Raw genomic sequence first — 19,285 nt, 5'->3', positions numbered from 1 at the left:
GGCTTCAGCTCGACGTCAGTTCGACGTCAACTCGGCTTCTGCTGCCGTTCGTTGCTCTGCCCAAGGCTCTGTTTCGTTCGTAACGAGCTGTCATGTGCCGGAGTTCCCCGTGTATGAAGTGGGCATGTCAGTAAGGCCGTCGGCCCCACGTCGCGGTCCATCAGGAGGACGCAGTGAAGAGAAGCTCGCCCATGGTCAAGGCCGCCCTCACCCTCGGTAGCGCCGTCGCGCTGGTCATCGCCCTCCCGGGCAGCGCTTTCGCCGCCCCTCCGGCGGCCCTGTCCGCCAACGCGGACGAGTTGGAGCGCGCGTACCAGCCCGCCTACGACTACGACACCGACGGCTGCTACCCCACCCCGGCCATCGGGCCCGACGGCACCCTCAACGGCGGCCTCAACCCGTCGGGCGCGCCCCAGGGCGAGTGCCGCGACCAGGCGGACCTCGACAACACCAACGGGTACGCGCGCTCCAAGTGCAACAACGGCTGGTGCGCGATCATGTACGGCCTCTACTTCGAGAAGGACCAGGCGTCGGTCGGCGGGCACCGCCACGACTGGGAGCACGTCGTGGTGTGGGTGCAGAACAATCAGGCCCAGTACGTCTCCACCTCCGCGCACGGCGGATTCACCGTCCACAACCGCGACCAGATCCGCTGGGACGGCGCGCACCCCAAGATCGTTTACCACAAGGACGGCCTGAGCACGCACGCCTTCCGCGCCGCCAACGCCAACGACGAGCCGCCGGAGAACCACTACCGCGCATGGCAGTACCCCAGCCTCGTCGGCTGGAACGGCTACCCCGCGGGTCTGCGCGACAAGCTCAGCCAGGCCAATTTCGGCAGCGCCACCTTCGGCCTCAAGGACGGAAGCTTCAACAGCCACCTGGAGAAGGCCAAGCCGGCCGCCATCCCGTTCGACCCGAACGCCTGACGGGCATTCCGACGCCCGACAGGAGCCCTCACGCCTCACGCCTCACGCCTCGCGGACGTGGGGGCTCCTCCCCGCGTCGGCTGTCCGCGCGCCGGGCGCCACCCCGGTCCGCGACGGTGACAGCCGCCCCGGTCCAGCGACGGTGACAGCCACCGCGGTCAGCGCGGCGGGCCGACGGCGATCTGGCCGTACAGGTCAGCGGCCTCGGCCATCAGGTCCTTCGACCGGTGACCGCCGGCCGTGAAGGTGGGAGCAGCGGTACCACCGTTTCCACGGCCGATGGCTTCCGCAGCCGATGGTTTCCGCATGTCGGACGGGGCCGCCGAGTGGGCCTCCTCTTTTTTCTCAGGCCGCTGAAACATTTCCGCCGGGTCACCGCGTCGATGAGGTGGAAGGCGGGGCGGACGCGGGGGAACCGGGCGCCACGGGGGAGACGGGGGAGTCGATGCGGCGCACGGCGTGGACGGGGTGGACGGGAGGTGCGGGGCGTACGGGCAGAGAGACCGCTCGTACGGCCCGTACCTCCCGGGAGGAGGACTTCCGGGAGTTCGCGGCCGGTCGTACGAACCAACTCTTCCGCTCCGCCTGCCTGTTGGCCGGCGGTGACACCTACCTGGCCGAGGACCTGGTGCAGGAGACGCTCGGCCGGATGTACGCGCTGTGGGGGCGCGTCTCCCGGATCGACAACCCGGCGGCGTACGCCCAGACCGTCCTCGTCCGTACGTTCCTCACCCACCAGCGGCGCCGTTCGGCCGGTGAGAGACCGCTCGGGGAGCTCCCCGAGCCCGCCCCGGGGGTAGGCGGACCCGGTGGTTCCGGCGGCCCGGACGACGATCCGGCGCTGCGGATCGCCCTGCTCGGCGCGCTCGGGCGACTCGCGCCCAAGGACCGCGCGGTGGTGGTGCTGCGGTACTGGGAGGACCGCAGCGTCGAGGAGACGGCCGAGGCCATGAACGTCAGCTCCGCCGCCGTACGCACCCGATCGGTGCGCGCGCTCGCGAAACTCCGGGAGCAACTGGGCGGGCACTACGCCGAGTTCGCGGCCTGACGAGATCTTCGGCAACTGATTCTGTCCAGTGGGAAACGAGAGAGAAGTGGGGTCGACCATGCCCTCGGAAAGTTCACAAAAGCCATGTGAAGCGTCGGAAACGGCACCGTTCGAGGGCGAACTCGGCGAGGCGCTGCACCGTACGGGCAGCAGCTTCACGCCCGTCGACCGGGCGGCCCTGGTCGACGCCGGGCTGCGCCGGGGCCGCCGCAGACTGGCCCGGCGGCGCATCGCCGTGGTCACGGGCGGCGCGCTCGTGCTGGGCACGGTCGTGCTGGGCACGGTCGGGTTGGGCGGGATGTACGGGGACCGGCTGCCCGGCGGTACGGCGGCGGACAGCTCCACCGCGTCGGAGGCCGCGACCGGGGCCGCGACCGCCGAGCCCCGCGCGCTGGTCACCGGGGCCGGGGCGGCCTCGGGCGGGGGCCTGACCGGGGCGCTGGCGCGGCTGCTCCCGGAGGGCGAGCTGAGCGACACGGCGGAGAGCCGGAACGGCGGGGCGACGGTGCGCGGCGTCTTCGACGACGGCGAGGGCAGGGCCGAGGTCTCGGTCGGGCTCTCCCGCGTGAACGCCACGGAGGCCGGCGACCAGGTCACCTGCCCGGCCCGCGCCTACACGCCGTACGACTCCTGCGACACCACCGAACTGACCGACGGTTCCCAGCTCATGATCCTCCAGGGATACGTGTATCCGGACCGGCGCGAGGACACCAAGAACTGGCGGGCCGTGCTGCTGACCTCCGACGGTTTCCTGGTCGACGCGAGTGAGTACAACGCCCCGGCGGAGAAGGGCGCGGAGATCAGTCGGCCTGATCCGCCGCTGGACCGGGCGACGCTGAAGGCGCTGGTCACCTCGGACGAGTGGCGCGGAACGGCGGCCCGGCTGCCCGCGCCGCCGCGCGGCAGGGGGCCCGGCGGTGGTGACGGCGGCGGCTCGGCCGGGCGGAGCGACGTGCAGGTCGGTACGGTGTTCGCCTCGCTGCTGCCCACCGCACTGAAGGTGTACGACCAGGGCCGGCAGGAGAACGAATTCGCGTACGCCGTGGTCGACGACGGCAAGGGGCGCAGCCTCGTCCAGATCAATGTGCAGCCCGGCATGTCGGGTGTCGTGGGCGAGTTGTTCGGCGGCGCCACGACCCTGCCGGACGGTACGCAGGTGAAGGCGACAAAGCAGAACGGCGAGAAGGGCGGCGCCGGGGTCGTGCAGTGGACCGTCGACACCATCAGGCCCGACGGGCTGCGGGTCGTCGTCTCCGCCTTCAACTCCGGTGCGCAGAACACCCCGGCCACCCGCGCGACGCCCGCGCTCACCCTCGAACAGCTCACCACGATCGCGACCAGCGAGAAGTGGCTCGGCTGAGACGGGACGCCGGCGGTTCACCGCTCACTTCGCGTCGGAGTACCGCTCCACCGTCGCCGTCGTGAACGTGAACCGCACCGGCGTCTCGCCGAAGGCGATCCTCCCGGCCAGCGCCCCGGCCGCGTCGATCGCCTCCGCCACCGCCTCGGCCTCCTCCGCCGGGCAGTGCACGATCACCTCGTCGTGCTGGAAGAAGACCAGCTCGGCGCGCATCCCCGCGAGCGCCCGGCGCAGCGCCGCCAGCATCAGCAGCGCCCAGTCGGCCGCGCTGCCCTGCACGACGAAGTTACGGGTGAAGCGGCCGCGGGCCCGGCCGTTCGACGAGGCGTACCCGGGGGTGAACTCGCCGCCGGAGGAGTCGGCGGACGCCGGGCCGTCCGGCTCCGGTATCTCCTGCGGAATCCCGGCCTCGTCGTCCTCCGCCCCGGCCGCGCGCGGACTCGTCCGCCCGAGCCAGGTCCGTACGATCCTGCCCTCCTCGCCCGCCCTGGCCGCGTCGTCCACATACGCCACGGCGAGCGGGAACCTCCGGCGCAGCGCCGCCAGATTCTTCAGCCCGTCGCCGGACGTCTGGCCGTAGATCGCTCCCAGCAGGGCGAGCTTCGCGTGGTCCCGGTCGCCCGAGAACCCCCGGTCGGACAGGGCCGTGTACAGATCGCCGGGATGTCCCGCCACCTCCATCAGCCCCGGGTCGCGGGAGATCGCCGCCAGGACGCGCGGCTCCATCTGATCGGCGTCCGCCACCACCAGACGCCACCCCTCGTCGGCGACGACCGCCCGGCGGATCACCCGGGGGATCTGGAGCGCCCCGCCGCCGTTGGTGGTCCAGCGGCCCGAGACCGTACCGCCCGGCTGGTACTCCGGGCGGAACCGGCCGTCCCGTACCCAGTCCTGGAGCCAGCTCCAGCCGTGCGCCGTCCAGATCCGGTACAGCTTCTTGTACTCGATCAGCGGCTCCACCGCCGGATGGCCGATCTCCGCCAGCTCCCAGCGCCGCGTCGACTTCACCCGGATGCCCGCCTGGGCGAACGCCTTCACCACATCCGCCGGCAGGTCCGGCCGCACCCGCCGGCCGAACGCCTCCGACACCGCGTCCGCCAGCTCCGCCAGCCGCCGCGGCTCGCCCCCGCCCGCGTACCGCTCGCCGAGCAGCTCGCGCAGCACCTCCCGGTGCACGTCCGCCCGCCAGGGCAGCCCCGCCCTGCGCATCTCGGCGGCCACCAGCATGCCAGCGGACTCGGACGCGGTGAGCAGCCGCATCCGCCCGGGGTGCTCGGCCGCCGAGTGCCGCCGCTGCTGCTCCGCGTACACCTCCACCAGCGCCTCGAACGGGATCTCCAGCCCCGCGCGCGGCTCGAAGAGCGAGGACTGCGAGCCCGGCTCCGCCGAGCGGGGCGGCGGGTCGGGCGGCACCGGCCCGTTCCGCAACCGCGCCCATGCGGCCGCCGCCGACCGGGGCTCTCCGAGCCGTCCCTCGTGGGCCAGCAACAGCGACTCGCTCGCCTCGATGTCGTAACACCGCTCGACCCGCACCCCCGCCGCCAGCAGGCGCGGATACACCAGCGAGGTGGCCCGCCACACCCAGCGCTCCACCTCGGGCAGACGCGCCCCGACCGCCGTGGCGAGATCCGGCTCCCGCAGTACGGGGCCGGCCGCCCGGCCGTCCTCGCCCAGCGGGACGAGCAGCGCGCCGCCGCCGTCCGTCGGAGCCACCGCCCATCGTCCGGTCATGGGAGCGAGTCTCGCAGGAGGGTCTGACAACGGCCTTCGGCCCCGGCCCGGCACCGCGCGCCGGCCGCCCGGGAGGCGGGCGCGTCCGGTCACCGGGAAGATCGGTCCTGAAGTCGGAACACGGGCACCGGACCGGGTGTTGACAGCTCCGACGGGCCCACGGAGCACGTAAAGCATGTACGGCACGTAGAGCACGTAGAGCACGCAGGACATGTAGAGCACATGAGATCTGTGGAGGTTCAGATGCGCGCGGTCGTTTTCGAGGAATTCGGCGGGCCCGAGGTGCTGCACGTCCAGGACATGGACGAACCGCACGCGGGCCCCGGTGAGGTCCGGGTGGCCGTACGGGCCGCCGGTGTCAACCCGGTGGACTACAAGATCCGCCACGGATGGATGGAAGCGGTCTTTCCCACCCCGCTCCCCGCCGTCCCCGGTGTGGAGTTCGCCGGGATCGTGGACGAGACCGGTGAAGGGGTGACCGACTTCGCCGTCGGCGACGAGGTGCTGGGCTGGTCCGCCACCGGCGCCTACGCCCCGTACGCCCTGGCGGGCATCGTCGTCGCCAAGCCCGCAGGACTGAGCTGGGACGAGGCAGCGGCGCTCCCCGTGGCGGGGGAGACCTCGCTGCGCGTCCTCGACGCGCTCGGGGTCCGGGACGGCGAGACCCTGCTGCTGCACGGCGCGGCGGGCAGTGTCGGTGCCGTGGCCGCCCAGCTCGCGGTGGCGCGCGGCGCCACCGTGATCGGCACGGCCTCCCCGGCCAACCACGACTACGTACGCTCGCTCGGCGCCGTACCCGTGACGTACGGGGACGGCCTGGTCGAGCGGGTCCGCGCGGCGGCGCCCCAGGGGATCGACGCCGTCTTCGACGTGTCGGGGAAGGGGGCGCTGCCCGACTCGATCGAGCTGCGCGGCGGCACCACGGACCGGATCATCACCATCGCCGACATGGCCGCGCAGGAGCTGGGGGTGACCTTCTCCTCCGGCGGCACGCCGCCCGAGAAGCAGCGCGCCGGCCTGGCGGAGAACGCCCGGCTGGCGACGGAGGGCGCGCTGCGCGTACGGATCGCGGGGACCTTCCCCCTTGAGGAGGCCGCGAAGGCGCAGGAGGCGAGCGAGGAGGGGCACGCGGGCGGAAAGCTCGTGATCACGCCCTGAGGGACGGAGGCGATCGTCGGGCCGAGTGCGTCGGATCGCCCGGCCCGACAGGGCCCGGAAGCGGTGATGTGGCACGGCGGTGCTCCTCTCATGCACGATAGGTTGCCCTCTGTGATCTATTGATGTCCGAGAGTAGCGATGCTCACTGACAGTGGACCTGCGCACGACGTCTACGACTCCGGCCGGTCGTGGCTCTCGCTCACCCGGATCCCCCTCCGGCACCAGCCGGAGGCGGCCGGGCGGGCCCGCCGTCACACCCGCGAGGTGCTCGCGCTGCGCCGGGTGGGCGGTGAGTCCGCGGCCACCGTCGAACTGGCGGTCAGCGAACTCGTCACCAACGCCGTGCGGCACGGCGTCTGCGTCTGCGGCTGCACGCGCGGCGCCGTCACCCTCGCCCTGCTGCGGTCGCCGGACGGCGGCTGCCTGCGCGTCGAGGTCGCCGACCCCTCGCGTACGCCGCCGAGATGGCCGACGGGCGTCGAGTCGGTCGACGCGGAGGCGACGGAAGGCAGGGGACTGCTCCTGGTCACCGCCCTGGCCTCGGACTGGGGCGACCACACCGGCCCCACGCGGGGGAAGGTGGTGTGGTGCGAGTTCGCGCCCGGGGAGAGGTAGGGCGGGGCGCCCGGACGTGGTGGACGCGGGTGTGGAGGTGGTGGCGGGCGGGCTCAGTCCCGCCGCTCGTCCGGCCGCACACCGGGCCGTACACCGATGCGCTCGTCCGATCCGGTCAGCTCGCGTATGACCCGCGCCGGGTTCCCCACGGCCAGGACGCCCGCCGGCAGGTCCTTCGTGACGACGGATCCCGCGCCGACCACCGTGTTCTCGCCGATGGTGACCCCGGGGCAGACGATGACCCCGCCGCCCAGCCAGACGTTGTCCCCGATCGTCACCGGTGACGCCTTCTCCCAGCCCGCCCGGCGGCGCTCCGTGTCCAGTTCATGGGTGGGAGTGAGCAGCTGGACATTCGGGCCTATCTGGACGTCGGAGCCGATGGTGATCGGCGCGGCGTCCAGGAAGACCGCGTTGAAGTTGACGAACGTACGGGCCCCGACGCTGATGTACGTCCCGTAGTCGCACTGGAACGGCGGCCGGATCCGGACGTCCTCGCCCACCGAACCCAGCAGCTCCCCGAGGATCTTGGCGCGATCGCCGGGCGCGGCGCCGCCGTTCGCGTTGTACGCCGCGCAGAGCGTGAAGCGGCGCTCGGTGTCCGCCCCCAGCTCCTCGTCGTCGGGGAGGTACCACTCGCCGTCCAGCATGCGCCGCTTGTTCTCGCCCATGGATGCTCCTCCGCGGATGAGAGCCCTCGGATGGAAGCCCTCGGTCGACAGGAGCCCCCAGACTAATCGGCGGCACGGACAGCCAGTTGGTTATCCACAGGCTGTGGACAGGATGGGGCGATGGGGGCCGGGGACGCCACCCCGGTCCCGCCCGGGACGCCCCCCGGGCCCCGGCCCGGAACGGCCCCGCCCCCGGCCGGGTGCGGTCCTGGGCCCCGGACCTGCGACCATCGGGAACGAGAGGCACACGGCACGTCCGTCGGAGGAGACACCCCATGGCCATGGAGCACCGCGAGGCCGCGGCATGCGCGAGGCCCGCGGCATGAGTGAGAAGCATGCCACCGGCGACCCCGTGCGCACGGTCGAGCGCGCCGTCGCCGCGATGCTCGCCACGGGCCCCGACGGCATCGACACCGGCGCCTCCCTCCTCGCCGCCGCCCCCGACGCCGACGCCGAACTCCGGCGGCGCGGCGAGCAGTTCCTGCGCCTGGCCTGGGAACGCGGCTGGCAGCCCGCCGACGTGGCCCGCCTCGTCCGCCGCGATCTGCACGGCCCTCATCCCCGGCTCCTCGCCGAACTGGCGGCCGGGGAGGCGCGGCGGTACGAGCGGCTGCCGCCGCGCTGGGCGGCCCAACTCGCCGACCTCGACCAGGAGTCGGGGCCCGGAGCGGGCGGCGCCGGTTCGTACCGGGCCGACCGTTTCTCGTACGCCACCACCGTCCTGGAGCTGTATCTGCTGCTCGCCCGGCTGCCCGCGATCGAGCCGGTCGGCCCGGTGCCCGGTACGCCCCTCCATCTGCCGCCCGCCGACGGTGAACCGCGCATGCTCACCCGGATCCGCGCGCTGCTCGCCAAGGCGGAGGCCACCGGTTACCCGCAGGAGGCCGAGGCGCTCACCGCCAAGGCGCAGGAGCTGATGGCGCGCCACAGCATCGACGAGGCGCTGCTCGCGGACCGTACGCACCGCGGTGATGTGCCCGGTGCGTGCCGGATCGGCGTGGACGCCCCGTACGAGACGGCGAAGGCGATCCTGCTCGACGCGGTCGCCTCCGCGAACCGCTGCCGTGCGGTCTGGAACAGCGCGTACGGCTTCTCGACGGTCGTCGGGTTCGAGCCGGACCTGGAGGCGGTCGAACTGCTCCACACCTCCCTGCTGGTGCAGGGCACCTCGGCGATGACCCGCGCGGAGGCGGCCCAGCGCGCGGGCGGCCGCAAACGGACGAAGACCTTCCGGCAATCGTTCCTGATGGCGTACGCGTACCGCCTCGGCGAACGCCTGGCGGCGGCGACGGAGCAGGCGACGGGCGAGGCCACGGAGCGGCTGGAGGAGGGCGACGGAGCGGCGCGCGGTGGCCCCGGGCTGCTCCCGGTCCTCGCGGCACGGGAAGCCGCGGTGACCGACCGTACGGACCGGATGTTCCCGGAGACGGTCGCGACGCGCGTGCGCGGCGTGACGGACGCCGAGGGGTGGACCCACGGCGTCTCGGCGGCGGACGCGGCCCACGTGCCCGGCGACGGAGGCGACAAGGGCGGTAGGAGCGACAGGAGCGGTAAGGACCGACGGGGCCGGATCCGCCCCGCCTGACCCCGACTCCTCCAGCGGTCCCTCCCGCGCCGCTTCCCTCTTAGCGCTCCATTCCGGGAGAAATCGCTACCCTCACCCCATGAGCTGGCTCCGGGCGTTGAAGGAGACCGCCCGTTCCGGGTTCAGCATCGAGCGGCGGCGGCTCGAACCGCTCGTCGCGCTGCGCGGGGCCGCCGGTCTCGCCGTGGTCGTGTGCGGCACGCTCGCGCTCTTCGGACCGACCGTCGCCGCCAGCGCCGCGTTCGGCGCGTTCCAGGCGGGGATCGCCACCTTTCAGCGCAGTTGGCGCCCCCGGCCGGTGCTCGCGCTCGCCTCAGGTGCGAGCCTCGCTGTCAGCACGTTCCTCGGCTACCTCACCGGCGCCCACTTCGCGCTGTTCCTCGCCCTCCTCGCGCTCTGGACCTTCCTCGCCGGGCTCGCCTGGACGGCCGGGCCGACCGCGGGGGTGATCGCGTCGTCCAATGTCGCGATCATGCTGGTGACGGTCACCCTCCCGACCTCCGTCGCGACCGCCGCGGGCCACGCGGCCGTGATCGCCGCCGGTGGTCTCGTCCAGGCCGGGATGATCGTGCTCTTCCCCGTCAGACGCTGGGGGCTCCAGCGCGACGCGCTCGCCGACGCCCTCGCCGCGCTGGGCGACTACGCCCGCCGGCTGCGGCACGACCCGACCGCCCCGTTCGACCCGGAACCCCTGATGACGGCCCGCAGCGCCGCCGCCGTCACCCCGTGGCAGGCGCGCAGGCGCCCGGCCGAACTGCACGGCGCACGCGGGCTCGCCGAGCGGATCAGGCCCGTACTCGCCTCGCTCGCCGATCCGGAGGTGGGGGCCGAGGCGGAGGGCCCGGAGCGGGACCGGGTACGGGAACTCCTCGCCGCGGCCGGTTCCGTACTGGACTCCACCGCGCGCGCCGTCCGCCACGGCACGCCGGTCCATCTCGCCCCCGCCGCGGTCGCCGCTCTGCGGACCCCCGACACGGAGACGCTGCTCACCGGCCCGGCCCACCGCGCCGCCACCCGGCTCGTCTCGCTGCTCGACCTGCTGGACGACGTGGTCGAGACGGACGTCGTCGCGACGGACACGGGCGTGAACGCGGACACGGACGGGGACACGGACGGGGACGGGGACACCGTCACGAACACCAACACGGACACGGACACCGGCACACCGGACGTGGATTCCGGCCCGCCCGACGATGTCCGCCCGGCGTCCCGCCCGGCCACCCACCGTGACCGCCCCAGTCTGCTGCGCCTTCTCCCCGTCGTCCTGCGCGACATACGGGGCGAACTCCACCGCGACTCCCCGATCCTGCGGCACGCCGTACGCGTCACGGCCGTCACCTGCGCGGGGTATGTCCTCGGCGCCGCGTTGCCGCTGGGCCACGGCTACTGGGCGCCCATGACCGTCGTCATGGTGATGCGCCCCGACTTCCTCCAGACGTACGGCCGCTCCGTGGCCCGCTTCGGCGGCACCCTCGTCGGGGTCGCGCTGGCCACCGGCATCGTCCAGGCCGCCCATCCCGGCGGTTACGTCTCCGCCGCGCTCGCCGTCGTCAGCGCGGGCCTGATGTATCTGCTGCTGCGCACCGGCTACGCGATCAGCCAGATCTTCGTCTCCGCCTATGTCGTCTTCCTGCTCGGCATGGCGGGGGCCGGGGTCTCGCAGACCGTACGGGACCGGGCCCTGCTCACCCTTCTCGGCGGGCTGCTCGCGATGATCGCGTACGCCGTCTTCCCCGCCTGGGAGACCCCGAGGCTGCGCGCCCGCCTCGCCGACTGGCTGCTCGCGGACGGGCGGTACGCCGCCGCGGTCGTGGGCCACTACGCGCGGCCCGGCGACCGCGGTGGCCCCGACGCGCGCGAGGTGCGCGAGACCCTGCTCGCGACCCGTACGGCGCGGGTCGCCTGGCACACGTCCGAGGAGCGGGCCACGCACGAACCGGTGCGGCACCGGGGCCTGTCACGTACCGCCGCCGACCACGCGGAGCACGCGCTCGCCCAGCTCGCCCGGGTCGCGATGCTGATGGAGGCGCACCTTCCGGAGCGCGGCGCCACGCCCGTACCGGCGGCGGCAGGGCTCGCCGAGACGCTGCGGGAAGCCACGGAACAGGGCGCGAAGGACGTACGGGAACGGCGCGTTCCGCGCTGGGACGCGGTCCGCGAGGAACTGGCGCGCTGGGACGGCGAAGGCGTCCCCGACCAGGTCGTACGGGGCGGGGCGGGCCTGCTCCTCGAAGCGCTGGAGGAACTGTCGGAGGCCCTGGATGTAGGCGCGGGCGAAGGCGTGGACAAGGACCGCGCCGGGAACGGCGGCGGGCCGCGGCCCCCGAAGGGATCCGCGGCCCGCGCACCGGAACAGGGCCCGTCGGCCTGACGCGACAGGCGCGGTGACCAGCGGGCGGTGGAGGAACGTCAGCCGGCGGAGGACCAACGGCCGGCGGAGAACGTCAGCCGGTCGGAAGGTCCGTCGGGAGATCCGTGGGCAGGCCGGTCGGAAGGTCCGTCGGAAGGCCGGTCGGCAGCGAGCCGGCCTCGGTCTTCTTCAGGGTGTCCTTCTTGCCGCCGGTCCAGGAGATCACCAGGGTCTCGCCGTCGTTGGACTCGATCGAGCCCATCGTGCGCTCGGTGTTGCCGTCGCCGCACTTCAGCGTGAGCATCGGCTCGCCGCTCATGTCCTCCACCGCGCCCTGGCAGACGTGCTCGGCGGCCACGAGCGCGACCTTCCCCGAGGAGACGGCCAGCGCCACCGACTTGCCGTCCGTCAGCCCGGCCCACGTTCCCTCGACGCTCGCGGCGTCCACGCCGGAGCCCGCGCCCGATCCCGAGGCGTCACCGCTCGGCGCGGTGGCGCCGGTGTCCTTGCCCGAGTCGCCGCCGTCACTGTCGCTGCCGCACCCTGTGAGCGCGAGTGAGAGCGCGACGACGAGACCGGCCGCGGCGGCGCCGTTCCGTACGAGCTTCTGCACGTTCTTCTCCCCCTGGTCGGTGGTCGGACCTGGCCGTCGGCCAGACCGCGCCAAGCTACCAGGACGACTTGCGCACGCCAGGAAGGAATCCGGCGTGCGCCTGTTCGCGCAGCCGGACCCTGGAGAGGCCGAATTTCCGCAGGTGTCCGCGCGGCCGGCCGTCCACGCTGTCACGGTTCCTCACCCGTGTCGCGCTGGCGTCGCGCGGCTGACGCCGCAACTCGCGCTCCGCCGCGATCCGTTGCTCGGCGGTGGTGCCGGGGTGCCGCAGGATCTCCTTCAGTTCGGCCCGCCGTACGGCGTGGCGCTCGACGGTCAGCTTGCGCCGCTCATTGCGGACGATCTTGCTCTTCTTCGCCATCAGACCTTCACCCCGCGGGCACGGATCCGGGCGACGGCCGCCTCGATGCCGATGGTGTCGAAGGTCCTGATCGCTTTCGTGCTCAGCGTGAGCCGGACATGCCTGCCCTCGCTCGGGAGCCAGTACCGCTTGCGCTGGATGTTGGGGTCGAAGCGGCGGGAGGTGCGCCGGTGCGAGTGGGAGATCTGGTTGCCGAAGCCGGGCTTGGCCCCGGTGAGCTGGCAGTGGGCGGACAACGTCACACCCCTCTCTCGTGGGAAACAAGCTGTTTGGAAATGGGAATCATTTCCATATACTAGCCCCATGGCCCGCAACGAACTCCGCCCGATCGTCAAGCTCCGCTCCACCGCGGGGACCGGCTATACGTACGTCACCCGCAAGAACCGCCGTAACGACCCCGACCGCATGACGCTGCGCAAGTACGACCCGCTCCTGCGCCGGCACGTCGACTTCCGCGAAGAGCGCTGACGCGCCCTCGCCCTCGCCCCCGCACGCTCACCACCACCACGACATGAGGACCGACTGAGATGAAGCCCGGAATCCATCCCGTGTACCGGCACGTCGTCTTCCGCGACAAGGCGGCCGGCTTCGCCTTCCTGACCCGGTCGACCGCCGCCGCCGTCGGCGGCAGAACGGTCGTATGGGAAGACGGCACCACCTACCCCGTGATCGACGTGGAGATCTCCTCGGCGAGCCACCCCTTCTACACGGGCACCGCCCGCGTCATGGACACCGCAGGCCGGGTCGAGCGCTTCGAGCGCCGTTACGGTCGCGGCCGTCCAGGGGCCCGCTGATGGCGGGCGGGGCCGACCTGCCCGTCGCGATCGTCGGCGGACTCCACAGCGACGCGCGCAGGGCCGCCGTGCAGCGGCTGCTGGACACCGTGCCCGGCAGCGTCGCGCTCCACCACGACCTGTCGACGGCCGGGCGCGGCACGGTCCTGCGGACCGTCCGCGACGCCACCGGGACGCTGTCCTACGGGGACGCGCCCCTGGTCAACGACTGTGCCTGCTGCGCCCTGCGCGAGGATCTCGTACCGGAGCTGGAGCGCCTCGCGGACACCGGGCTCACCCGGCTCGCGATCGTCGAACTCTGGGACTCCGTCGAGCCCCGGGCGATGGCGGAGGTCGTGGCTGCCCACGGGGAGGGGCTGGTCGTCAGCTCGGTGATCACGGCGGTCGATCCGGCGCTGGTGCTGCCCTACCTCGGCAACGGCGACGACCTCGCGGACGCCGGGCTCGCCGCCGCGGCCTCGGACCGGCGGACGATCGCCGACACCTGGGCGCGGCAGATGGAGTACGCGCCGGTGCTCGCCCTCGCCGACAGCCCGCTGGCGGACGACGAGGACCGGGCGCTCCTCGCCCAACTGCATCCGACCGCACAGCAGGTGGCGATCGAGGAAGGCGCCGAGGGCACAGGCGCAGGCACCGGCACCGCCGCAGGCCCAGGCCCAGGCCCAGGCCCCGGCACCGGCAGGGGCGCCCGCGACGGTTCCGGGGCGCTCGCCGCCGCGGCCCTCGCCGGTTTCGACGTCGAGGCCGCCGCCGCCCGTCAGCACCCGGCCTGCGCCCTGCTGCCGCAGGAGGCCGACGACCGCGGCGTCACCACGTACGTCTGGCACCGCCGCCGCCCCTTCCACCCCGGCCGGCTCTACGAGGCGCTGGAGGAGCTGTGCTGCGGGGCGGCCCGCAGCCGCGGCAGGTTCTGGCTCGCCGACCGGCCCGACACCCTGCTGGCCTGGGACGCCGCGGGCGGCGCGCTCTGCGTGGAGAGCGCGGGGCCCTGGCTCGCTTCGCTCTCCGACGCCGACTGGGAGGGCGTACCGCCGCTGCGCCGGGCCGCCGCCGCGCTGGACTGGGACCCGCGCCACGGTGACCGCTGCCAGCACCTGGTCTTCGTCTCGCCCGCCCTGGACCGCGACGGGATCGAGCGGCTGCTCGACTCCTGTCTGCTGACCGACGCCGAGTACGGCGCGGGCCCCGCCGCCTGGAAGCGGCTGCCGCCCGTCTTCGACACCTTCCTGGAGGTCTGATGTCCAGCCCCTGTTCGGCCACTTCGTGCCCGGGCCGGGGGAGTCGCCTGTCCGCGCCGGGGTAGCCGCCAGACGTGACCCCGTCGTCGCGGACTGGACCAATATGTGGAGACTGGGCCCGACAGGGATCCTCAGGGGCTTGTTCCGCGTCTCTTTCCGTAGAGCGGGGATTCACGTCTCCGCACGCGGGCGCGGGTATCCGGAAGGGCACCTGTAACCAAGGAACCACCCCGCGTGCACGTGCATCTGCTCATGCATCGGCACATGAAACACAGCTATGATCCGAGACAGTTGACACCTGCACCTTGCAACTCGGGGAGCGACCTGTGCACCACGTGTACAACGGCATAGCGGCCACAGAGCTTCACGGAGTCGTCTGGCAGAAGAGCAGGCACAGCAACTCCCAGGGGTCCTGCGTGGAGTTCGCCAAGCTGCCGAGCGGTGACGTGGCGGTACGCAACTCACGCCACCCCGACGGGCCCGCGCTCGTCTACACCCTCGCCGAGATCGAGTCGATGCTCATCGGCGCCAAGGCGGGCGAGTTCGACCATCTCGTGGCGGGCGCCTGAAGGCATGGCTTGTTACCGACGGTCGCACCCTTGGCCGACGGTAAATCGCACCTCAGTGCGATGAGAACGCGCCAAATTTGGCTGCGTCATGGCCGAAAAATCATGGACAAGGTCCAGACCAATCGGTGCGTTCTTCAGGGAAAAGGGCCTACCGACGACGTTTTTCAGCCAGTCGGCAGGCCCTCACGCTTCGCGCCCGGTCGGCACCCGGGCGCCCTGTCATCGCCCTGTCATCGCCCCGTCGACCGACCCGTCGGCCGGTCCGTCGTCGACCCGGCCGGTCCGGTCGGCCGCCAGGTGGAACAGCGCCCAGACCACCTTGCCGTGCAGCGACCCGGCCAGCGGGTGCCACCCCCAGGTGTCGCTGAACGACTCCACCAGGAACAGCCCCCGGCCGGACTCCGCCGCGCAGTCCTCGTCCGTCTCCCGGGTCGCCGGGCTCGTGACGCTGGGGTCCCGTACCGCGCACACCAGCCGTGACGACCACCGCATCAGATGCAGGCGTACGGGGGGCTCGTGCGGCTCGCGCGGGGTGTCGGCCGGCAGGGCGTGCCGCAGCGCGTTCGTGACCAGTTCGGAGACGACCAGCGCGACATCGTCGAACCGCTCGCTCAGCTCCCACTGGGAGAGCGTGGTCCGGGTGAACTGCCGGGCCCCGCGCACCGCCTCGTACCGGGCGGGCAGGGCGCACGAGGCCGAGCCCGCAGCCCCTGCGGGATCGATCGGGGGAAGCCCTTGCCTTAAAGGCTCAAGCATGGTCGATCCATTCATCCCCATGCGAGCACTCCCGGGGTTCGCGGCCGTAGCGATACTGCGGGTGGTTCAGGCTGCACAACGCGTCACACACGATCCAGCACGCTGGTGCGCGGGGCCCATGGTTCCGAATGCGTACGGCAGATGCAAGGGCAGATGCACGTGCACGCGCCCGCCTTCACCACTCCCGTACCGGTTCTGGCCCATTTCTTCCTGTGACCAGTTTCGCCCTCTCCGCAAAGCCTTCTTATTTCCGTAATCGAATGAGTACGGGGCGAAGCGTTTTGATGGCAGAATCCGGCACTTGGAGTTCCGGGGGTACTCCGAGGAGAACCACATGCGATGGGGAGGGTTGGAGACGTGACCGCAGCCGAATCGGGCGGTTCCGTGGTGCGGCGCATCCTGCTGGGCTCACAACTGAGACGCCTGCGCGAGTCGCGCGGCATCACACGTGAGGCAGCGGGCTACTCGATCCGCGCATCCGAGTCCAAGATCAGCCGTATGGAGTTGGGACGGGTGAGCTTCAAGGCCAGGGACATCGAGGACCTGCTGACTCTCTACGGAGTCGCCGAAGAGGGCGAACGCGCCGCCCTGCTCGGCCTCGCCCGGGAGGCCAATGTCGCGGGATGGTGGCACAGCTTCGGCGATGTGCTGCCCGGCTGGTTCCAGACGTACATCGGTCTCGAAGGCGCCGCCTCCCTCATCCGTATCTACGAGGTGCAGTTCGTGCACGGGCTGCTCCAGACCGAGGCGTACGCGCACGCCGTCGTCACCCGTGGCCAGCCCGACGCCCCCTGCGCCGAGGTCGAGCGCCGGGTCGCCCTCCGGCTGGAGCGGCAGAAGGCCCTCGTCTCCGAACGCGCGCCCCGTTTCCACGCCGTACTCGACGAGGCGGCGCTGAGACGGCCCTACGGCGACCGCGCCGTCATGCAGGGGCAGCTCAAGCACCTCATCGAGATCTCCGAGCAGCCGAACATCACGCTCCAGGTGATGCCGTTCAGCTTCGGCGGCCACGCCGGCGAGAGCGGCGCCTTCACCATGCTGAGCTTCCCCGAGTCCGACCTCTCCGACGTCGTCTTCCTGGAGCAGCTCACCAGCGCGCTCTATCTGGACAAGAACGAGGAGGTCGCGCAGTACGAACGGGTGATGGAACGACTGCAGTCGGACAGCCCGGGTCCCGAAGAGAGCCGCGATGTCCTTCGCGGACTGCTCCAACTGATCTGACGACATCAGTACGATGACATCGCATCAGGAGTACGCACCCGTCGTAAGGGATCGCACCGTAAGGGATCGCATGTCCTACTTCACCGACCTGGCCCACCAGTACATCGACGGCGAGTGGCGGACCGGCAGCGGCTCGTGGGACATCATCGACTTCAACCCGTACAACGGGGAGAAGCTCGCCGCCATCACGGTCGCGACGGCCCGCGAGGTCGACGAGGCGTACCGCGCCGCCGAGCGCGCGCAGCGCCTGTGGGCCGCGACCAACCCGTACCAGCGCAGGCCGGTCTTCGAGCGGGTGCTCAGACTGGTCGAGGAGCGCGAGGACGACATCGTCGAGGCGATCGTCGACGAGCTGGGCGGTACCCGTCTCAAGGCGCGGTACGAGGTCAGCGCGGCCCGGGAGTTCCTGCGCGAGGCGATCCAGCTCTCGCTGCGCCCGGAGGGCCGGATCCTGCCGTCCCCGGTCGACGGCAGGGAGAACCGCGTCTACCGGCTGCCGGTGGGCGTCGTCGGTGTGATCAGCCCCTTCAACTTCCCCTTCCTGATAACGATCAGGTCGGTGGCGCCCGCGCTCGCGCTCGGCAACGCCGTCGTGATCAAGCCGAACCAGAACGCGCCGGTCACCGGGGGCGGTCTGCTGGCCAAGCTCTTCGAGGACGCGGAGCTGCCGGCCGGACTGCTCAACGTCCTCGTGACGGACATCGCGGAGATCGGTGACGCGCTGATCGAGCACCCCGTCCCGAGGGTGATCTCGTTCGCGGGCTCGGACCGGGTGGGCCGCCACATCAGCGCCGTCGCTGCCGGTCACTTCAAGCGGACGGTGCTCGAACTGAGCGGCAACAGCGCCCTCGTCGTCCTCGACGACCTGGACGAGGCCGGTCTCGACCACGCGGTGGACGCGGCGGTCGCCAGCCGGTTCTCCTACCAGGGCCAGGTCTGTATGGCCGCCAACCGGATCCTGGTGGACCGCAGCGTCGAGGCGGCGTTCACCGAGAAGTTCGTGGCACGGGTGTCGGCGCTCAGGACCGGCGACCCGCGCGATCCGGAGACCCAGATCGGCCCGGTGATCAACACCTTCCAGGCGGACGCCCTGACGGCGCTGGTCGACCAGGCCCTCGCGGAGGGCGCGACGGCGCTCGTACGGGGGCGCACGCGGGGCAATCTCGTGGAGCCGACGGTGCTGACCGGGCTGCCGGACGACTCGACGCTGCTGGAGCAGGAGATCTTCGGTCCGGTGGCGCTGCTGATCCCGTTCGACGGGGAGGAGGAGGCGGTACGGATCGCCAACAACACCCCGTACGGGCTGAGCGGCGCCGTGCACACGGCGAACGTGGAGCGGGGCGTCTCCTTCGCGCAGCGGGTCGTCACGGGCATGATGCACGTCAACGGCTCGACCGTGCAGGACGATCCGATGGTCGCCTTCGGCGGGGAGAAGTCCTCGGGGCTCGGCAGGCTCAACGGGGACTCGACGGTGGAGGCGTTCACCACCCAGAAGTGGATCTCGGTGCAGCACGGCCGTACGGAGTACCACCTCTGAGCCGCCCTCGCGGGGCCCCCGCGCGGTGACGGCGCGGGCCCGCCGGGGGCGCGGCACCCCGGGGTCATAACCTGGCCCCATGTCAGCGATCCGTTTGCTCGTGCTCGCCGCGGTCCGTCAGCACGGGCGGGCCCACGGCTATCAGGTCCGCAACGACCTGGAGTACTGGGGCGCGCACGAGTGGTCCAACGCCAAGCCGGGCTCGATCTACCACGCGCTGAAGCAACTGGCGAAGCAGGGCGTCCTGCTCGCGCACGAGGTCGCGCCGAGTACGGCGGGCGGGCCGCCGCGGACGGAGTACGAGATCACGGACGCCGGCCAGGCGGAGTACTTCACGCTGCTGCGCGCCGCGCTGACCTCGTACGACCAGAAGATGGACATCCTGTCGGCCGGGCTCGGCTGCATGCTCGACCTGCCGCGCGCCGAGGTGGTCGAGCTGCTGAAGGAGCGCGTCCGCGCGATCGAGACGTGGCGGGCGGCGGTGACCGAGACCTATGTGCCGGAGGAGGGCCCCGAGCAGCTCGGTCACATCGGCGAGATCATGAACTTCTGGGTCCACTCGGCGGACTCGGGCGCGGAGTGGACGCGGGGCCTGATCGAGCGAATCGAGGGCGGGGCGTACGCCTTCGCGGGGGAGGGCGAGCCCTTTGTGGGGGTGCTCGGCGCGGGCGAGGAGAACCCGTACGCGACAGGTGTTGAGGACCCGTACGCGACGGGTGTTCCCGACGACGGGGACCGCCACTGATCAAGTG

The 19,285-nt window shown here is 72.1% G+C and carries 20 protein-coding genes; 14 read left to right on the top strand and 6 right to left on the bottom strand.

Annotated elements, in window-relative coordinates; genetic code table 11:
- Positions 1-191 precede the first annotated feature (191 nt).
- The 3 genes from ACIBJC_RS27735 (at position 192) to ACIBJC_RS27725 (ending at position 3,337) form a co-directional block, all read left to right on the top strand.
- Entirely contained in the window at positions 192-929 is a 738-nt protein-coding gene (locus tag ACIBJC_RS27735; RefSeq protein ID WP_399297329.1) for an NPP1 family protein, read from the top strand.
- A 445-nt stretch (positions 930-1,374) separates the two neighbouring features.
- Positions 1,375-1,977 (top strand): SigE family RNA polymerase sigma factor, encoded by a 603-nt coding sequence (locus ACIBJC_RS27730; protein WP_399296972.1) that lies wholly within the window; start codon positions 1,375-1,377, stop codon positions 1,975-1,977.
- A 58-nt stretch (positions 1,978-2,035) separates the two neighbouring features.
- Complete coding sequence (locus tag ACIBJC_RS27725; protein ID WP_399296970.1) at positions 2,036-3,337, top strand: hypothetical protein; 1,302 nt, start codon at positions 2,036-2,038, stop codon at positions 3,335-3,337.
- Between the two features lie 24 nt (positions 3,338-3,361).
- Here the strand turns inward: ACIBJC_RS27725 and ACIBJC_RS27720 are convergent, their stop codons facing one another.
- Complete coding sequence (locus tag ACIBJC_RS27720; RefSeq protein ID WP_399296968.1) at positions 3,362-5,068, bottom strand: bifunctional 3'-5' exonuclease/DNA polymerase; 1,707 nt, start codon at positions 5,066-5,068, stop codon at positions 3,362-3,364.
- A 243-nt stretch (positions 5,069-5,311) separates the two neighbouring features.
- Between ACIBJC_RS27720 and ACIBJC_RS27715 the strand changes: the two genes are divergently transcribed.
- Together ACIBJC_RS27715 and ACIBJC_RS27710 are read left to right on the top strand one after the other, a co-directional pair.
- Entirely contained in the window at positions 5,312-6,226 is a 915-nt protein-coding gene (locus ACIBJC_RS27715; protein ID WP_399296966.1) for an NADP-dependent oxidoreductase, read from the top strand.
- Positions 6,227-6,364: 138 nt separating this feature from the next.
- Positions 6,365-6,841: an ATP-binding protein gene (locus ACIBJC_RS27710; RefSeq protein WP_399296964.1), complete on the top strand. Its 477-nt coding sequence runs from the start codon at positions 6,365-6,367 to the stop codon at positions 6,839-6,841.
- Positions 6,842-6,894: 53 nt separating this feature from the next.
- Here ACIBJC_RS27710 and ACIBJC_RS27705 read toward each other — a convergent pair whose 3' ends face one another.
- The gene (locus tag ACIBJC_RS27705; RefSeq protein WP_399296962.1) at positions 6,895-7,509 is read right to left on the bottom strand and encodes a sugar O-acetyltransferase; all 615 of its coding nucleotides are present in this window, start codon (positions 7,507-7,509) and stop codon (positions 6,895-6,897) included.
- A 322-nt stretch (positions 7,510-7,831) separates the two neighbouring features.
- Here ACIBJC_RS27705 and ACIBJC_RS27700 point away from each other — a divergent pair, with 322 nt between their 5' ends.
- Both ACIBJC_RS27700 and ACIBJC_RS27695 read left to right on the top strand, forming a co-directional pair.
- Positions 7,832-9,094: a DUF2786 domain-containing protein gene (locus ACIBJC_RS27700; RefSeq protein WP_399296960.1), complete on the top strand. Its 1,263-nt coding sequence runs from the start codon at positions 7,832-7,834 to the stop codon at positions 9,092-9,094.
- 79 nt (positions 9,095-9,173) lie between these two features.
- A complete protein-coding gene (locus tag ACIBJC_RS27695; RefSeq protein WP_399296958.1) occupies positions 9,174-11,465 on the top strand; it encodes an FUSC family protein in 2,292 nt (763 codons plus the stop codon).
- Between the two features lie 73 nt (positions 11,466-11,538).
- On the opposite strand, the gene ACIBJC_RS27690 is transcribed toward ACIBJC_RS27695, so the two are convergent.
- Genes ACIBJC_RS27690 through rpmB form a run of 3 tightly spaced genes read right to left on the bottom strand, consistent with a single transcriptional unit; the run spans position 11,539 to position 12,654 of the window.
- Positions 11,539-12,057, bottom strand: coding sequence for a hypothetical protein (locus ACIBJC_RS27690; RefSeq protein WP_399296956.1), 519 nt, complete (start codon positions 12,055-12,057; stop codon positions 11,539-11,541).
- Between the two features lie 55 nt (positions 12,058-12,112).
- Positions 12,113-12,418, bottom strand: a complete 306-nt coding sequence (gene rpsN / locus ACIBJC_RS27685; RefSeq protein ID WP_399296954.1) for a 30S ribosomal protein S14 — start codon at positions 12,416-12,418, stop codon at positions 12,113-12,115.
- The gene (rpmB, locus tag ACIBJC_RS27680; protein ID WP_399297327.1) at positions 12,418-12,654 is read right to left on the bottom strand and encodes a 50S ribosomal protein L28; all 237 of its coding nucleotides are present in this window, start codon (positions 12,652-12,654) and stop codon (positions 12,418-12,420) included. The genes rpsN and rpmB overlap by 1 nt, the downstream gene beginning before the upstream one ends.
- A 67-nt stretch (positions 12,655-12,721) precedes the next feature.
- Here rpmB and rpmG point away from each other — a divergent pair, with 67 nt between their 5' ends.
- The 4 genes from rpmG to ACIBJC_RS27660 all read left to right on the top strand — a co-directional run bounded on the left by rpmG (position 12,722) and on the right by ACIBJC_RS27660 (position 15,019).
- Complete coding sequence (rpmG, locus tag ACIBJC_RS27675; protein WP_329822222.1) at positions 12,722-12,886, top strand: 50S ribosomal protein L33; 165 nt, start codon at positions 12,722-12,724, stop codon at positions 12,884-12,886.
- Positions 12,887-12,945: 59 nt separating this feature from the next.
- Positions 12,946-13,212: a type B 50S ribosomal protein L31 gene (locus ACIBJC_RS27670; protein ID WP_399296951.1), complete on the top strand. Its 267-nt coding sequence runs from the start codon at positions 12,946-12,948 to the stop codon at positions 13,210-13,212.
- Positions 13,212-14,450 (top strand): CobW family GTP-binding protein, encoded by a 1,239-nt coding sequence (locus ACIBJC_RS27665; protein WP_399296949.1) that lies wholly within the window; start codon positions 13,212-13,214, stop codon positions 14,448-14,450. The genes ACIBJC_RS27670 and ACIBJC_RS27665 overlap by 1 nt, the downstream gene beginning before the upstream one ends.
- 326 nt (positions 14,451-14,776) lie before the next feature.
- A complete protein-coding gene (locus ACIBJC_RS27660; protein WP_329822219.1) occupies positions 14,777-15,019 on the top strand; it encodes a DUF397 domain-containing protein in 243 nt (80 codons plus the stop codon).
- A gap of 219 nt (positions 15,020-15,238) precedes the next feature.
- On the opposite strand, the gene ACIBJC_RS27655 is transcribed toward ACIBJC_RS27660, so the two are convergent.
- A complete protein-coding gene (locus tag ACIBJC_RS27655; RefSeq protein ID WP_399296947.1) occupies positions 15,239-15,796 on the bottom strand; it encodes an ATP-binding protein in 558 nt (185 codons plus the stop codon).
- A gap of 318 nt (positions 15,797-16,114) precedes the next feature.
- Between ACIBJC_RS27655 and ACIBJC_RS27650 the strand changes: the two genes are divergently transcribed.
- From ACIBJC_RS27650 to ACIBJC_RS27640, 3 genes are all read left to right on the top strand, one after another.
- Entirely contained in the window at positions 16,115-16,996 is an 882-nt protein-coding gene (locus tag ACIBJC_RS27650) for a helix-turn-helix domain-containing protein (protein ID WP_399296945.1), read from the top strand.
- Positions 16,997-17,066: 70 nt separating this feature from the next.
- Entirely contained in the window at positions 17,067-18,533 is a 1,467-nt protein-coding gene (locus ACIBJC_RS27645; RefSeq protein ID WP_399296943.1) for an aldehyde dehydrogenase family protein, read from the top strand.
- A 79-nt stretch (positions 18,534-18,612) separates the two neighbouring features.
- Positions 18,613-19,278, top strand: coding sequence for a PadR family transcriptional regulator (locus tag ACIBJC_RS27640; RefSeq protein ID WP_399296941.1), 666 nt, complete (start codon positions 18,613-18,615; stop codon positions 19,276-19,278).
- Positions 19,279-19,285: the final 7 nt, after the last annotated feature.

This window comes from Streptomyces sp. NPDC050509 (assembly GCF_044457965.1).
Taxonomy (GTDB): Bacteria; Actinomycetota; Actinomycetes; order Streptomycetales; family Streptomycetaceae; genus Streptomyces.
This window is presented reverse-complemented; position numbering and strand designations above follow the sequence as displayed.

Coding starts and splice junctions, on each gene's coding strand:
- ACIBJC_RS27735 (WP_399297329.1), top strand. CDS start 192: ATGGTCAAGGCCGCCCTCACCCTCGGTAGCGCCGTCGCGCTGGTCATC.
- ACIBJC_RS27730 (WP_399296972.1), top strand. CDS start 1,375: ATGCGGCGCACGGCGTGGACGGGGTGGACGGGAGGTGCGGGGCGTACG.
- ACIBJC_RS27725 (WP_399296970.1), top strand. CDS start 2,036: ATGCCCTCGGAAAGTTCACAAAAGCCATGTGAAGCGTCGGAAACGGCA.
- ACIBJC_RS27720 (WP_399296968.1), bottom strand. CDS start 5,068: ATGACCGGACGATGGGCGGTGGCTCCGACGGACGGCGGCGGCGCGCTG.
- ACIBJC_RS27715 (WP_399296966.1), top strand. CDS start 5,312: ATGCGCGCGGTCGTTTTCGAGGAATTCGGCGGGCCCGAGGTGCTGCAC.
- ACIBJC_RS27710 (WP_399296964.1), top strand. CDS start 6,365: ATGCTCACTGACAGTGGACCTGCGCACGACGTCTACGACTCCGGCCGG.
- ACIBJC_RS27705 (WP_399296962.1), bottom strand. CDS start 7,509: ATGGGCGAGAACAAGCGGCGCATGCTGGACGGCGAGTGGTACCTCCCC.
- ACIBJC_RS27700 (WP_399296960.1), top strand. CDS start 7,832: ATGAGTGAGAAGCATGCCACCGGCGACCCCGTGCGCACGGTCGAGCGC.
- ACIBJC_RS27695 (WP_399296958.1), top strand. CDS start 9,174: ATGAGCTGGCTCCGGGCGTTGAAGGAGACCGCCCGTTCCGGGTTCAGC.
- rpsN (WP_399296954.1), bottom strand. CDS start 12,418: ATGGCGAAGAAGAGCAAGATCGTCCGCAATGAGCGGCGCAAGCTGACC.
- rpmG (WP_329822222.1), top strand. CDS start 12,722: ATGGCCCGCAACGAACTCCGCCCGATCGTCAAGCTCCGCTCCACCGCG.
- ACIBJC_RS27670 (WP_399296951.1), top strand. CDS start 12,946: ATGAAGCCCGGAATCCATCCCGTGTACCGGCACGTCGTCTTCCGCGAC.
- ACIBJC_RS27665 (WP_399296949.1), top strand. CDS start 13,212: ATGGCGGGCGGGGCCGACCTGCCCGTCGCGATCGTCGGCGGACTCCAC.
- ACIBJC_RS27655 (WP_399296947.1), bottom strand. CDS start 15,796: ATGGGGATGAATGGATCGACCATGCTTGAGCCTTTAAGGCAAGGGCTT.
- ACIBJC_RS27650 (WP_399296945.1), top strand. CDS start 16,115: ATGGGGAGGGTTGGAGACGTGACCGCAGCCGAATCGGGCGGTTCCGTG.
- ACIBJC_RS27645 (WP_399296943.1), top strand. CDS start 17,067: ATGTCCTACTTCACCGACCTGGCCCACCAGTACATCGACGGCGAGTGG.
- ACIBJC_RS27640 (WP_399296941.1), top strand. CDS start 18,613: ATGTCAGCGATCCGTTTGCTCGTGCTCGCCGCGGTCCGTCAGCACGGG.